Raw genomic sequence first — 13,574 nt, forward strand, 5'->3', positions numbered from 1 at the left:
ATGCAAAAAGCACAACTTCTCGGATATAAAAACCATGCGGCTTATGTATTGGAAGAAAGTATGGCCAAAAATCCCGAAACGGTAAACAAGCTTTTGAATCAACTCTGGATTCCAGCATTGGCAAAAGCAAAAGCTGAAGCTGCTGATATCTATGATATGATGAAGCGCGATGGTATCGATGAAGATGTAACGCCGGCTGATTGGCGTTTTTATGCTGAAAAAATTCGAAAAGAGCGTTATAACTTAGACGAACAGGAGCTTAAGCCTTATTTTAGTATTGACAAAGTCAGAGATGGAATTTTTGATGTTACGGCGCGTTTATATGGTCTTCAATATAAAGAGCTGAAAGATGTTCCGAAGTATCATGAAGATGTAACAGTTTGGGAAGTTTTGGAAAAAGATGGTACCCATTTAGGAATTTTGTATATGGATATGTATCCGAGAGCTTCTAAAAGAGGAGGAGCATGGATGACATCTTACCGGGAGCAAAGCTTTGAGAATAATAAACGTAAATCGCCTGTAATTTCCATTGTGTGCAATTTTAGCAAGCCAACTGCCAATGCACCTGCATTATTAACTTTTGATGAGGTATCTACGTATTTTCATGAGTTTGGGCATGCCTTGCATGGATTACTGTCCAATGTACATTATCAGAGTCTGGCAGGAACCAATGTTCCCCGGGATTTTGTGGAATTACCTTCTCAGATTATGGAAAACTGGGCAGCAGAACCAGAAGTATTAAAATTATTTGCCAAACATTACCAGACAGGAGAAGTAATTCCGGATGCCTTAATTCAAAAAATGAAGAAAGCGGGAACTTTTGATCAGGGATTTGCTACTACAGAATATTTGGCAGCTTCACTTTTAGACATGAAATATCATACTATTGAAAAGCCGATAACAGAAGACATCAATAGTTTTGAAGTAAATACGATGAAAAATGTAGGAATGATTGATGCCATTATCCCGAGATACAGAAGTACTTACTTCAGCCATATTTTTTCAGGTGGTTACTCGGCAGGGTACTACAGTTATATCTGGTCAGAAGTTTTAGATTCAGATGCTTTTGAAGCTTTTAAATCTACTTCACTATTCAATCCTGAAGTTGCACAGTCCTTCAGAATGAATATTTTACAAAAAGGAGGTACAGAAGATCCACAGGTTTTATACAAAAACTTTAGAGGAGCTGATCCTAAAATAGAACCTCTTCTGATCAAGAGAGGATTAAAATAATAAAAAAAAGGTTGCCGAGCAACCTTTTTTAGTTTTAAGCATTTTTAGTTGCTTTCTTTTCTTTATCCTTTGAAGCTTTTTCTTTTTCTTTTCCTTCGGTTGTTTTTTCTTTAGAAGAACAAGATTTAGCTCCTTTTGAACAACAGGCTTTTTTCTCTTCTTTTTTCGGTTCCTGATAAAGCATTGCCGTTTCTTTAGAAGAAGACATATTTTCTACCTTATACGCACCATTGGCAATTTTTTCTACCGTAGTCTGGATGGTTGTAGTAGTTTGCTTGGCATTATCAAACTCAACAGTAGCTGTTTTAGATTCAAAATCTACTGTTGCTGATTTAACACCATCCAATTTTGCAAGTTTTCCCTGAATAACACTGGCACAACCTACGGCACAACTCATACCCTCAATTTGAAAAGTAGCTTTTTCCATGCTTCCGGATACTTTTTCTGTAGAAGCTGTTTCATTTGGAAGTGTAACTGTATCATTAGGTATACCATTCTCTTCCTGTTTATTAGATGATTGTTTACATCCTGCAAAAATAAGTCCTGCTGCAAAAAGTAAGACTGCTGTTTTTTTTATTTTCATGACAGTTGATTTCTCTTATATTCAAGCCAAAATTAATAAAAAAAATGTATCTTTAAATACAACAAATCATAATATTAGATTAAAACAATGTAGTATGGAAAATAATAATTATCAGTATGATACTTTAAGCGAAGCAGTTAACGATTTAATAAAAAGGGGCTATACAACCGACTTTTTAGTTCATGAAGAAAAAGATTGTTTTTTATGTGAGCAGGGTACGCTGGAATTATCCCCGCAAGAGTTCTATATTGATGAATTCTATCGTTTTGAGGGAATGACTGATCCCGGAGACGAAAGTATAGTCTATGCCATATCATCTCCAAAATTAGGTATTAAAGGATTGGTAATTAATGCTTACGGAGCCGATTTCGGTTACCGTTCTTCAAATTAGTGCAGCGATTACAAAAAAGGGAATAGAATTTGCTAATAAAAAATAAACTATATCATTTTATAGAATATCAAATAAAAAGAAAGTAATTATGAAAAAAATTTTATTATCAGTTGGAGCTATTTTAGCTGTTTCATTAGCAGCTAATGCTCAGGATGTACAATTTGGTGTTAAAGGAGGGGTTAACTTCGCTAACTTACCGGGTTCTGATGTTGACAATGCAAAAATGAAAACAGGTTTTCATGTAGGTGGTTTTGTAGAAATTCCACTTTCTGATCAGTTTTCTCTTCAACCGGAGGTATTGTATTCAACACAGGGACAAAAAGGTAAAATCCTTGGACAGGATTATACGCTCTCTTTAGATTATGTAAATGTGCCTATTTTAGCAAAATACTATGCAGTTGAAAATTTAGGTATTGTATTAGGTCCACAAATTGGATTTTTAGCAAAATCAGAAGCAGAAACGGGAGATGTTTCACTTGATGCAAAAGATGGATTTAAATCGGTTGATATAGGAATTGCTGTAGGAGCAGAATATCAACTTGAAAACGGAATCTTATTTGGTGCACGTTACAATTTTGGTTTAACTAAAGTGGCTGAAGAAGTAGGAAATGTAAAACCGGATGGAAAGAATGGAGTTATTCAGGTTTCAGTAGGTTACAGATTCTAATATTTTGTAAAATGTATAAACAAAAGACTTCTATATTACATAGAAGTCTTTTTTTATCTTTTATTTTCAAAAAACAATTTCATCAGATCACTGCATTCTTTTTCTAAAACGCCGGATACAATTTCTGTTTTCGGATGTATTTTCCCCCCCATTTGAGTAAATCCTCTTTTATTATCACTTGCTCCATATACAATTCTTGAAATCTGACTCCAATACAGAGCTCCTGCACACATCTGGCAGGGTTCTACAGTAATATACATCGTACAATTTTTTAGATATTTGCCACCAATTGCATCAGAAGCGGCTGAAATGGCCTGCATTTCTGCATGAGCAGTTACATCAATCAGTGCTTCCGTAAGATTGTAAGATTTTGCGAGAATACGATTATTGGCAACCACAACAGCTCCAATAGGGATTTCATCACGATCAAAAGCATTTCTGGCTTCATTAAGTGCTATCTGCATAAAATATTCATCCGAAAAAATCTCGTACATATTAAAAATAGATATAAAACTAAATATTGTAAATTTGCAGTTAATTTAAGTGATATGCAAACTATTTTGTCGCAAATACAAAGCCCGTCAGATATAAAAAATATGACTTTGGCTCAGTTAGAACAACTGGCCAGAGAAATGAGACATTTTATTATTGACGCTGTTGCTACAAAAGAAGGACACTTAGGAGCAAGTCTTGGGGTTGTAGAGCTTACAATTGCATTGCATTATGTGTTTGATACTCCACATGATAAACTGGTTTGGGATGTGGGTCATCAGGCATACGGACATAAGATTCTTACAGGCAGAAAAGATTTGTTTACTACCAACCGTCAGAAAAACGGAATCAGCGGTTTTCCGAAAAGATCAGAGAGTATTTATGATGCGTTTGGAACAGGGCATTCATCTACAGCCATTTCAGCTGTTTTAGGTATGGCAATAGCTGCCGGTTTAAATGGAGATACAGACCGTAAAAATATAGCGGTAGTAGGAGATGCTTCCATTGCTTCAGGAATGGCTTTTGAAGGATTGAATCATGCGGGAGTGACCAATTCCAATCTGTTGATCATCCTCAATGATAATGCTATCGGAATAGATCCAAGTGTAGGCGCTTTAAAAAGCTATCTGACCAATGTGAAGATGGGGAAGAACCCTAAATCAAATAACATGATTAAATCATTAAATTTTGATTATACGGGACCTGTAGACGGGCATGATTTGCCGAAACTTATTGCTGAATTCCAAAAACTTAAAGATAAAAAAACACCTCAGTTTCTGCACATTATTACCACGAAAGGCAAAGGACTTAAACAGGCAGAAGAAAATCAGATTACGTATCATGCACCGGGCAAATTTGATAAGGATACCGGTGAATTATATCCGCCGCAGGAAAACTTATTTCCTAAATTTCAGGATGTATTCGGATGGACATTAGTAGAACTGGCAGAGCAAAACAAAAAAATAATCGGGATTACGCCTGCCATGCCTACCGGAAGTTCATTGCGTTATCTGATGGAAAAATTTCCGAAAGAGGAATAGATGTGGGTATAGCAGAACAGCATGCGGTAACATTGGCAGGTGGTATGGCGACAGAAGGTTTTACCGTTTTTTGTGCTATATATTCCACTTTTTTACAACGCGCATATGATCAGGTAGTTCATGATATTGCCCTTCAGAATCTGCCGGTGATTTTTTGTGTAGATCGTGCAGGACTCGTTGGAGAAGATGGAGCGACCCATCAAGGGGTATATGATATTGCATATTTAAACGCCATTCCCAATATACAGATACTGGCTCCGAAAAATGTACTGGAACTGAGAAACAGTCTTTATACGCTTCAGTTGCATAATGATAAACCGGTTGCAATAAGATATCCAAGAGGCAGATGTTATATAAAAGACTGGAAACAGCCCTTTGAGGAAATTAACTTCAATGAAGTTGAGCCGGTTTTTCTGGGTACCAGAACAGTAATACTAAGTACCGGAACCATTTATAAAAATGTTGTTGATGCTCTCAACTTAATAGATAATCATCAGTTATCATATTATCATTTTGTTCAAATAAAACCACTAAACGAAGCATTTTTACAGGAAATTTTAGTAAATTATGATAACGTTATTACCGTGGAAGAAGGAACTGTAAATGGAGGTTTTGGAAGTTTAATAGCACAATACACAGCACAAAATTTCCCAGATATAAGGGTTAAAAATATAGGAGTAAAAGACCAATTTATTGAACATGCAACGGTTCAGGAACAAATGGAAGAATGTGGTTTGGACATATTAAGTTTAAAAAAATATTTTTCACAATTTACAGATAATGAAATTTATTAAATATATTTTATACATTTTACCAGCCTTTTTCAGCGCAAATGCATTTTCTCAAATTGTGAAAGAAAATGACAGCATCATAAGAAAAAGGGCGGCAGATGTAGAAACGTTTTATAGAAAAGAATTTAGTATACTGGACAGTCTCAGAATTGTAAATGATACCGTTTATTTACCTCCTGTATTAGTGGAGCAGAAAATTATTTTACAGGATTCTATTCTTGTAAAAACCACTAACAGTACGCTGCAAAAGGTAACCTTGTCTACTTTTGAAGTCAGTCGCAGAAATAAAAATCGGGATATCAGCTATTTTTTAGTTTCTGAAAACATACCATTAATTTACAATAACAAGCCCATAGCCAATTATCAGATTCCTTTTGATGAAATATCATCAGAAAAAACCAAACAAAGTTTCTGGACTAAAAAAAATGCTATTGGAATTGATGTAAACCAAGGAACATTTTCAAACTGGAATGCCGGAGGTTTCAATTCGGTATCCGGAATAGCGAAAGGTGATTTTTACCGCAAATATGAAAAAGGACGTCTGGTATGGGTAAGTGAATTAAAACTACGATACGGATTGAACAGTCAGGAAGGACAAGAGGTCAGAAAAACCGATGATGTACTGTCTGTAAACTCTACATTTGGTTATAAAACTTCTGTGAAATCGAATTGGTATTATACAGGAAAATTCACATTGAATACTCAGATGGCTGATGGTTTTTCCTATCCGAATATAGAGAAACCTATTTCGAGAGCTTTTGCACCGGCTTATATATTCACCGGTATTGGTGCGGAATTCTCAATTCCCGATAACGGGCTCAAAGTATATATTTCACCTGCTACATGGAAAGCAACAGTTGTTGCTGACAGCCGATTGGCAAATTTGGGAGAATTTGGACTTAACGGAGGAACTTTTGACGAGGACGGAAACCTGTTGAAAGCAGGAAAACGTGCACGGCATGAATTAGGTTTTTTAATTACCAATCAGTACCGAAAACAATTAATCAAAAATGTAGTTCTTGATCATAAAATAAATATTTATACAGACTATTTGAATAACTTTGGAAATATAGATATCGATTGGCAGATTCAATTAGAGATGTCAGTAAATAATTATATAAAAGCAACTGTGGGAGCGTATTTGATATATGATGATGACATAAAGAATAAAAGAGATGTTGGAGGCGTTCAGATAACTGAAGGGCCTCGTGTACAGTTCAAGCAGTTATTAGGAGTAGGGTTGATGTTTGCATTCTAAGATTATGAAGAAAATAGTATTTTTTTGTTTGTGCAGTATGGCGGCTTTCAGTCAGTCGAATGATACCATCGGAAAAGTTGAAAGAACCATTTCTATTGACGATCCGTACTATCGAGAAGATCAGATGTACGTGACCATCACGCATAGTATTTTACAAAATAAACCACACGGATTTAAGCAAAACTCATTGTCTCCAGGTGTGACTTTTGGTTTCTTAAGAGATATTCCTTTAAACAAAGCCCGAAGGATTGCTATTGCACCAGGACTTGGTTTGGCTTATCATAACCTTCGTCATAATCTCCTGACCATCAATTCGGATATCGTTCCTTATGAGGTGAACTCTGATTATGAAAAAAACAATCAGCATTTTTGGTATCTGGAAATTCCTTTAGAATTCCGATGGAGAAACTCTACAATGGAATCTCATAAATTCTGGAGAGTGTATGCCGGAATTAAATATAGTTATCTGTTGAGCAGCAAATCAATTTATGAAGGAAAACATGGTAATTTTACTTATAAGAATAATCCTGATCTGAATAAATCAATGATTGGTATGTATATTTCAGCAGGATTTAATACATGGAATCTCTATGCGTATTATGGCTTTCAACCTGTTTTCAAACAAAATATCATACCTAACAACAAAGGACTCAATTATTTTAATGTAGGTCTTGCCTTTTATATTTTATAAAAACGATATAGAAAAAGTGTGGAATACTAACTGAGGAATAATTCCTATCAGGCAACCGATAAGAATTTCACGGGTAGTATGTGCCTGAAGAGCTAATCTTGAGGATGCTAATAGGCCAAGCAAAAGAATTAAAATGCATAGTGGAAATATAAAGGGAAGATAATAACTCTGTGCTGTATGCATCATAAACATAACAAAGGCACTGAAACTAAGCATGTGTAAACTATACTTCTTTTTAAAAAAGAGACTTAGAAAAACAATACTGTACGAAACTGCGTAAGCAGTGAGAAAAAGCTTGAGTTCGTTACTCCTGTTCAGGAATAATATCTGAAAAACCAGAATATACATCAATACAATATTCAAAAAAACCGGAGCCTTTCTTTCACCTGTATCTTTTACCATGATAGAAGATGTAAGCATCTTAAACGATTTAAGAAATAAAAAGAGGATGACTGGTAATAGAAAGGTCATAATAGCAACCTGTATAACAGTGACGTAAATTTCGGTTGTATTATAAAAGTTTTGAGACAGATAATAAAAACATCCTGTAGCTATCAGCGGGATAAATACAGGATGAAATATATAGGAAAATATGCCTAAAAATTTTCTCAAAAGGCGGTTATATTTTTTTACGCATTCTTGCTACGGGTATATCAAGTTGTTCACGATATTTTGCAACAGTTCTTCGGGCAATAGGATACCCTTTTTCTTTTAATAATTCTGCGAGACGATCATCCGGATAAGGTTTTTGTTTATCTTCATCAGCAATGATGTTCTGTAATATTTTTTTAATTTCGATAGTAGAGACTTCTTCTCCCTGATCATTAATCATTGCTTCAGAGAAGAACTCCTTAATAAGTTTTGTACCGTATGGTGTTTCTACATATTTACTATTGGCTACTCTGGAAATAGTAGAGATGTCTAAGCCCACCATATCAGCAATATCTTTCAGAATCATTGGTTTTAGTTTCGTTTCATCTCCGTCAAGAAAATATTCCTGCTGATATTGTATAATTGCACTCATGGTTACAAATAGTGTTTCCTGCCGTTGTTTGATAGCATCGATAAACCACTTTGCACCATCGAGTTTTTGCTTGATAAATTGTACTGCATCTTTTTGTGCATTTGATTTATCTGCAGATGCCTTATACGTTTCAAGCATTTCCTGATAATCTTTTGATACGTGCAATTCAGGTGCATTTCTTCCGTTTAAAGACAATTCAAGCTCACCATCATTTATTTTTATCGTAAAATCAGGAATCACATGCTCAACAGCCTTTGAATTTCCTGCAAAAGCGCCACCCGGTTTAGGGTTTAACTTTTCAATCTCGTCAATGGCTTTTCTAAGCTGATCCTGACTTACACCATATTTCTGTAATAATTTTTCATAATGTTTTTTTGTAAAAGCATCAAATTGGTTCTCAATAATATCCGTTGCCAATTCTACAGCATCACTTGGTGTTTTATGACGTAACTGCAGTAAAAGACACTCCTGTAAATCTCTTGCACCAACCCCGGAAGGCTCCAGTTCGTGGATAATATTCAGAAGGATATCGGTAACCTTTTCTTCATCCGTATAAATCCCCTGAGTAAAGGCCATATCATCTACTATATCCTGAATGCTTCGTCGGATGTATCCCATATCATCTATACTCCCGACTAAAAACTCTGCAATTACACGATCTTCATCATTCAGCATAAAAGTATTCAGCTGATTGATTAAATCCTGATGGAAGCTTATCTGAGCTACTATAGGGCTGAATTTATCATCATCATCATCGCTATAGTTATTGGTTTGTAATTTATAGTCAGGGGTTTCGTCATCACTCAAATACTCGTCAATATTGATTTCATCAGTATCAATCCGTTCATTGTCATAGTCATCGAAATCATCCTGCTCCCCAAATTCATCTGCTTCCACATTGTCTTCTTTACCCGATTCAAGAGCCGGATTCTCTACCAGTTCTTCTTTTAATCGTTGTTCAAAAGCCAGCGTGGGCAATTGTATCAGCTTCATCAATTGTATTTGCTGAGGCGATAGTTTTTGAGATAACTTTAATTGTAAGTTTTGTTTTAACATATATTGAATAATGCTGCTAAGTTGGTGTACAAAAAATAGTTTAACCTATATCTGTTTCATCAAATTTATGAAAAAACGTTGATAAGTTAAACTATTATTATAGGATTAACGAATTGTAAATTAAAATTCTGCGTTTTGCGGTGTTCTTGGGAATGGTATTACATCACGGATGTTGGTCATACCCGTTACAAAGAGTACCATTCTTTCAAAACCTAAACCAAAACCGGAGTGTACTGCAGAACCAAATCTGCGGGTATCAAGATACCACCACAATTCCTCTTCAGAAATATCCAGCGCTTTCATTTTTTCTACCAATACATCGTAGCGCTCTTCTCTCTGAGAGCCGCCGACAATCTCTCCGATACCCGGGAATAAAATGTCCATGGCACGAACTGTCTTTCCATCTTCATTCAAGCGCATATAGAACGCTTTTATGTTTGCCGGATAATCAAATAAGATAACAGGGCATTTGAAGTGTTTCTCTACAAGAAAACGCTCATGTTCACTTTGTAAATCAGCTCCCCATTCTTCAATGATATATTGGAATTTTTTATTTTTATTTGGTTTGGAAGCTTTTAATATATCAATTGCTTCTGTATAAGAAACGCGTTTAAAGTTGTTTTCTAAAACGAATTGTAATTTCTCAATTAAACTCATTTCACTGCGTTCTGCCTGTGGTTTGCTTTTTTCTTCGTCTTTCAGTCGTTGTTCCAAAAACTTTAAATCATCTTCACATTTTTCCATGACATGACGAATGATTGACTTGATAAAATCTTCTGCAAGATCCATATTTGCATCGAGATCATTAAAAGCTACTTCGGGCTCAATCATCCAGAATTCAGCTAAATGGCGAGATGTATTTGAGTTTTCTGCACGGAAAGTAGGACCAAACGTATATACCTGACCTAAAGCCATCGCATACGTTTCAGCTTCTAATTGCCCGGAAACAGTCAAATTCGTATGTTTTCCGAAGAAATCTTCTTTATAGTTAATGGTGCCATCTTCATTTTTCGGAGCATTACCATCAAGAGAAAGCGATGTTACCTGAAACATTTCTCCGGCACCTTCAGCATCTGATCCGGTAATAATAGGCGTATTTACATATACAAATCCACTTTCCTGAAAATATTTATGTACCGCATAAGACAATACGCTTCTCACACGCATAATAGCTCCGAATACATTCGTTCTTACTCTTAAATGTGCATTTTCGCGGAGAAATTCCAAGGAGTGTTTTTTAGGCTGGATTGGGAATTTTTCAGGATCTGATTCTCCTAATATTTCTAAGGATTTTACCTGAATTTCGAATTTCTGACCTGCTCCCTGGCTTTCAATCAAAGTACCTTTTACCGCTATTGCTGCTCCGGTAGTAACTTTCTTTAATAATTCTGCCGGGAAATTTTCAAAATCAACAACACATTGTATATTATGTATAGTAGAACCGTCATTCAATGCAATAAATTGATTGTTTCTAAACGTTTTTACCCAACCTTTTGCGGTAATTTCTTGTAAAAGACTCGATCCATTTAAAAGATCAATTACTTTGGTGTGTCTCATTTCCGTGTATATTATAATTTTGAAAAATAACGTATTTTTAAAATACCCGCAAAGATAATGAATTATAGGATGATTGTAAAAGATTATTTTTCTACCAGATAAACCTTGGTTTTATGAGTATCTTTGCACAAAATAAAAATGAAAATGAATTGGATATTATTGATTATAGCCGGACTTTTTGAGATCGGATTTACGACCTGTCTTGGAAAATTCAGAGAAACTGCAGGAACAACTTCCTATTTATGGTTTCTGGGATTTTTAATAAGCCTTATTGTCAGTATGGCTTTATTGATGAAAGCTACTCAAACCTTACCTTTGGGAACTGCCTATGCAGTTTGGACCGGAATTGGTGCTGTAGGAACCGTATTGATGGGAATATTGTTTTTTAAAGAGCCCGTAGATTTTTGGAGGTTGTTTTTTATTTTTACATTGATTGCGTCTATCGTCGGATTAAAGTTTGTATCAAATTAACTTTAAGACTATTTGTCATAAAAAAATCCACTGAAAAGTGGATTTTTTAGCTTTATAATCGTAAAAAGCAACTACACTATAATATTTTTAGTAAGTGTAGAACTGTTTTTGGATGTATCGAAGAAGAAATCTATTTGTCCCAGTACAAGACCAAAGCAGCCTACCTGATTAATTATTACATCCTTATCTTCACTGTTTTTTACAATAGTAGGTTTGTCGAGAAACGTATGGGTATGTCCTCCGATGATTAAGTCAATATTTTTAGTTTGTGAAGCCAGCATCAAATCGCTCACATTATCACTCGCTATGTCATATTTATAGCCTAAATGGGAAAGACAGATGATCAAATCACATTTTTCCTGTTCTTTGAGAATACGGCTCATATCCTGGGCAACTTCAACGGGATTGATAAAAACAGTTTCTCCATATTCTCTTTTATTGACAAGTCCTGCCAGTTTTACGCCAAGACCAAAAACACCAATTCTGATACCATCTTTGATAAAAACCCGATACGGTTTTGTTAAGCCGTCCATTACCGTATTTTTAAAATCGTAATTGGCGTTCAGAATATCAAAATTAGCATTTACAACCTGGGAAGCCAGTCCGCCTACACCATTATCAAATTCGTGATTACCGATGGTAGTAGCGTCATATTGCAGCATATTCATCAGTTTTATTTCCAGTTCACCACCAAAATAATTAAAATAAGGGGTTCCCTGAAACATATCACCGGCATCGAGCAAGAGAACATTTTTACTCTCCTTTCGGATTTTGTCTATCAAAGTTTTACGTTTGGCAACGCCTCCCTGATTTGGATATTTTCCGTGATCAGAAGGAAAAGGATCTATATGACTGTGGGTGTCGTTGGTATGTAGAATGGTTAAACGCTTTAAATCATTTCCTGTAAAACTGGATAAGGATAAACCTCCAAGGGCAACAAAGGCAGTTCCTGAGGCAGTTTTCTGTAAAAAATCTCTTCTATTCATTGCCTTCTTCAATTATATGTTGGGTTGTAATAACCGGGAGTTCAGGATGTTTTTTAAAATATTCAATAAGCACATTGCGCAGTTTGTAATCCATAGTATAGGTGCGTACAGCTTTGGTAAAAAATACCATACTGTCACCTCCTTGTGCAAGATAATCGTTAGTAACAATAAGGTATGTCTTTTCAGGTGAAACAATTTTGCCGTTGATATATACATTTTTCAGCTGTTGCGTTTTAGCATCAATATGAATGAAAATACCTGCTAACGGATGGGGCTTTTTATTAGCAAGCATATAGTTTGCCAATTCTATGATTTGTTCGCCTTTTAATTCAAGTACCACTGCTTCGTTTTCAAAAGGCATTACTTCAAATGCAGCACGGTAGTTACATCTCCCTCAGAAATTACAGAGCGGATGCCACCGTGGTTAAGCATACAGCCATCAATATTTTTTTGATATCTTTTCTGAAACACAGGATTTACAATTTCTACAGTAGCTTCTGCAAATAGATTTCCGATGATGGTTTCCCATTTTCCTTTTGATTTGTCCATAGTTATAGGACTGTGAGAAATGACTTTGCTCAGATCTTCATCGATATGTTTTTTATAAGGGGCTACAAACTTATCTATAGAAAGGTCGGGAGCAAGGGTGTCGGAGACAGAGATGTTTTTGCCTTTTATTTCTGTATTCCGATACAGATGCGGGCTGCATGCGAAAAATGCATTTATTGAGATTAAGAATAAAAATAAACTAATAAATGAAGTCTTTTTTTTAGAAAATCGTATCATTAAATCTTCCTTAAATTATTTAACTTTGTGTAGTGGTAAAATTACAACGATTTTATTCATTGTAAAGCATCACGATGTTAAAATACCTTCAACTAAATTTAAATATAAAATTCAATGCAAAAGTTTATCGGTACCGGAGTAGCACTTGTAACTCCTTTTAAAAGTGATTTTTCTGTAGATGTGGAAGCCCTCGAGAGAATTGTAAAATTCAATATTGAAGGCGGAATAAATTACTTGGTTGTATTGGGAACCACTGCTGAAGCAGCCACTCTCACCAAAGAAGAAAAAGAATTAGTAAAAAGTACCGTAAAAAAAGCAAACAATAATACATTGCCATTGGTATTGGGAGTAGGTGGTAATAATACAATGGAAATAGTACATCAGCTACAAACTGAAGATTTATCGGGGTTTGATGCAATTTTGTCTGTTTCTCCTTATTATAACAAGCCAACTCAGGAAGGAATTTATCAGCACTTCAAAATGATTGCAGCGCATTCGCCTTTACCGGTTATAATTTATAATGTTCCGGGCAGAACTTCAAGCATATG

The 13,574-nt window shown here is 35.3% G+C and carries 15 protein-coding genes and 1 pseudogene; 8 read left to right on the top strand and 8 right to left on the bottom strand.

Annotated elements, in window-relative coordinates; translation table 11 throughout:
- Positions 1 to 1,233 (top strand): M3 family metallopeptidase (locus QW060_RS22890; protein ID WP_290365233.1); only part of this gene is annotated, 1,233 nt, incomplete at its 5' end.
- A 34-nt stretch (positions 1,234 to 1,267) separates the two neighbouring features.
- Here QW060_RS22890 and QW060_RS22895 read toward each other — a convergent pair.
- On the bottom strand, positions 1,268 to 1,816 hold the full coding sequence (locus QW060_RS22895; RefSeq protein ID WP_290362556.1) for a heavy-metal-associated domain-containing protein: 549 nt from the start codon (positions 1,814 to 1,816) through the stop codon (positions 1,268 to 1,270).
- Between the two features lie 94 nt (positions 1,817 to 1,910).
- Here QW060_RS22895 and QW060_RS22900 point away from each other — a divergent pair, with 94 nt between their 5' ends.
- Both QW060_RS22900 and QW060_RS22905 read left to right on the top strand, forming a co-directional pair.
- Positions 1,911 to 2,207 (top strand): phosphoribosylpyrophosphate synthetase, encoded by a 297-nt coding sequence (locus QW060_RS22900; protein ID WP_290365234.1) that lies wholly within the window; start codon positions 1,911 to 1,913, stop codon positions 2,205 to 2,207.
- 88 nt (positions 2,208 to 2,295) lie between these two features.
- Complete coding sequence (locus tag QW060_RS22905) at positions 2,296 to 2,874, top strand: porin family protein (RefSeq protein WP_290362558.1); 579 nt, start codon at positions 2,296 to 2,298, stop codon at positions 2,872 to 2,874.
- 53 nt (positions 2,875 to 2,927) lie between these two features.
- Here QW060_RS22905 and QW060_RS22910 read toward each other — a convergent pair whose 3' ends face one another.
- The gene (locus tag QW060_RS22910; RefSeq protein ID WP_290362559.1) at positions 2,928 to 3,368 is read right to left on the bottom strand and encodes a nucleoside deaminase; all 441 of its coding nucleotides are present in this window, start codon (positions 3,366 to 3,368) and stop codon (positions 2,928 to 2,930) included.
- Positions 3,369 to 3,422: 54 nt separating this feature from the next.
- Between QW060_RS22910 and QW060_RS22915 the strand changes: the two are divergent.
- The 3 genes and pseudogenes from QW060_RS22915 (at position 3,423) to QW060_RS22925 (ending at position 7,146) form a co-directional block, all read left to right on the top strand.
- A pseudogene (locus QW060_RS22915) lies at positions 3,423 to 5,200 on the top strand (1-deoxy-D-xylulose-5-phosphate synthase).
- The gene (locus QW060_RS22920; RefSeq protein WP_290362561.1) at positions 5,187 to 6,455 is read left to right on the top strand and encodes a DUF3078 domain-containing protein; all 1,269 of its coding nucleotides are present in this window, start codon (positions 5,187 to 5,189) and stop codon (positions 6,453 to 6,455) included. The pseudogene QW060_RS22915 and the gene QW060_RS22920 overlap by 14 nt, the downstream one beginning before the upstream one ends.
- A 4-nt stretch (positions 6,456 to 6,459) precedes the next feature.
- Positions 6,460 to 7,146, top strand: coding sequence for a porin family protein (locus QW060_RS22925; protein ID WP_290362562.1), 687 nt, complete (start codon positions 6,460 to 6,462; stop codon positions 7,144 to 7,146).
- On the opposite strand, the gene QW060_RS22930 is transcribed toward QW060_RS22925, so the two are convergent.
- The 3 genes from QW060_RS22930 to asnS form a co-directional block, all read right to left on the bottom strand.
- The gene (locus QW060_RS22930; protein WP_290362563.1) at positions 7,141 to 7,758 is read right to left on the bottom strand and encodes a hypothetical protein; all 618 of its coding nucleotides are present in this window, start codon (positions 7,756 to 7,758) and stop codon (positions 7,141 to 7,143) included. The two genes, QW060_RS22925 and QW060_RS22930, sit on opposite strands and share 6 nt — an antisense overlap.
- 7 nt (positions 7,759 to 7,765) lie before the next feature.
- Positions 7,766 to 9,226, bottom strand: a complete 1,461-nt coding sequence (gene rpoN, locus QW060_RS22935; protein ID WP_290362564.1) for an RNA polymerase factor sigma-54 — start codon at positions 9,224 to 9,226, stop codon at positions 7,766 to 7,768.
- Between the two features lie 120 nt (positions 9,227 to 9,346).
- Positions 9,347 to 10,783, bottom strand: a complete 1,437-nt coding sequence (asnS, locus tag QW060_RS22940; protein ID WP_290362565.1) for an asparagine--tRNA ligase — start codon at positions 10,781 to 10,783, stop codon at positions 9,347 to 9,349.
- A gap of 144 nt (positions 10,784 to 10,927) precedes the next feature.
- Between asnS and QW060_RS22945 the strand changes: the two genes are divergently transcribed.
- Positions 10,928 to 11,254 carry a DMT family transporter gene (locus QW060_RS22945; RefSeq protein ID WP_290362566.1) on the top strand — a complete coding sequence of 109 codons (327 nt, stop codon included), beginning with the start codon at positions 10,928 to 10,930 and terminating at the stop codon, positions 11,252 to 11,254.
- 71 nt (positions 11,255 to 11,325) lie between these two features.
- On the opposite strand, the gene QW060_RS22950 is transcribed toward QW060_RS22945, so the two are convergent.
- Genes QW060_RS22950 through QW060_RS22960 form a run of 3 tightly spaced genes read right to left on the bottom strand, consistent with a single transcriptional unit; the run spans position 11,326 to position 13,026 of the window.
- The gene (locus tag QW060_RS22950; RefSeq protein ID WP_290364693.1) at positions 11,326 to 12,240 is read right to left on the bottom strand and encodes a metallophosphoesterase; all 915 of its coding nucleotides are present in this window, start codon (positions 12,238 to 12,240) and stop codon (positions 11,326 to 11,328) included.
- Complete coding sequence (locus QW060_RS22955) at positions 12,233 to 12,601, bottom strand: 5'-nucleotidase C-terminal domain-containing protein (RefSeq protein WP_290365235.1); 369 nt, start codon at positions 12,599 to 12,601, stop codon at positions 12,233 to 12,235. The genes QW060_RS22950 and QW060_RS22955 overlap by 8 nt, the downstream gene beginning before the upstream one ends.
- A complete protein-coding gene (locus QW060_RS22960) occupies positions 12,601 to 13,026 on the bottom strand; it encodes a hypothetical protein (RefSeq protein ID WP_290365236.1) in 426 nt (141 codons plus the stop codon). Before QW060_RS22960 ends, QW060_RS22955 begins: the two co-directional genes overlap by 1 nt.
- 114 nt (positions 13,027 to 13,140) lie before the next feature.
- On the opposite strand from QW060_RS22960, the gene QW060_RS22965 reads away from it, so the two are divergent.
- Positions 13,141 to 13,574, top strand: a 434-nt coding sequence (locus QW060_RS22965) for a dihydrodipicolinate synthase family protein (RefSeq protein WP_290365237.1), incomplete at its 3' end; no start/stop codon positions are given.

Source organism: Paenimyroides ceti (genome assembly GCF_030409925.1).

Bases quoted from the DNA above. Each gene is read 5' to 3' on its own strand.
- QW060_RS22895 (WP_290362556.1), bottom strand. From the start codon at position 1,816: ATGAAAATAAAAAAAACAGCAGTCTTACTTTTTGCAGCAGGACTTATT.
- QW060_RS22900 (WP_290365234.1), top strand. From the start codon at position 1,911: ATGGAAAATAATAATTATCAGTATGATACTTTAAGCGAAGCAGTTAAC.
- QW060_RS22905 (WP_290362558.1), top strand. From the start codon at position 2,296: ATGAAAAAAATTTTATTATCAGTTGGAGCTATTTTAGCTGTTTCATTA.
- QW060_RS22910 (WP_290362559.1), bottom strand. From the start codon at position 3,368: ATGTACGAGATTTTTTCGGATGAATATTTTATGCAGATAGCACTTAAT.
- QW060_RS22920 (WP_290362561.1), top strand. From the start codon at position 5,187: ATGAAATTTATTAAATATATTTTATACATTTTACCAGCCTTTTTCAGC.
- QW060_RS22925 (WP_290362562.1), top strand. From the start codon at position 6,460: ATGAAGAAAATAGTATTTTTTTGTTTGTGCAGTATGGCGGCTTTCAGT.
- rpoN (WP_290362564.1), bottom strand. From the start codon at position 9,226: ATGTTAAAACAAAACTTACAATTAAAGTTATCTCAAAAACTATCGCCT.
- asnS (WP_290362565.1), bottom strand. From the start codon at position 10,783: ATGAGACACACCAAAGTAATTGATCTTTTAAATGGATCGAGTCTTTTA.
- QW060_RS22945 (WP_290362566.1), top strand. From the start codon at position 10,928: ATGAATTGGATATTATTGATTATAGCCGGACTTTTTGAGATCGGATTT.
- QW060_RS22950 (WP_290364693.1), bottom strand. From the start codon at position 12,240: ATGAATAGAAGAGATTTTTTACAGAAAACTGCCTCAGGAACTGCCTTT.
- QW060_RS22955 (WP_290365235.1), bottom strand. From the start codon at position 12,601: ATGCCTTTTGAAAACGAAGCAGTGGTACTTGAATTAAAAGGCGAACAA.
- QW060_RS22960 (WP_290365236.1), bottom strand. From the start codon at position 13,026: ATGATACGATTTTCTAAAAAAAAGACTTCATTTATTAGTTTATTTTTA.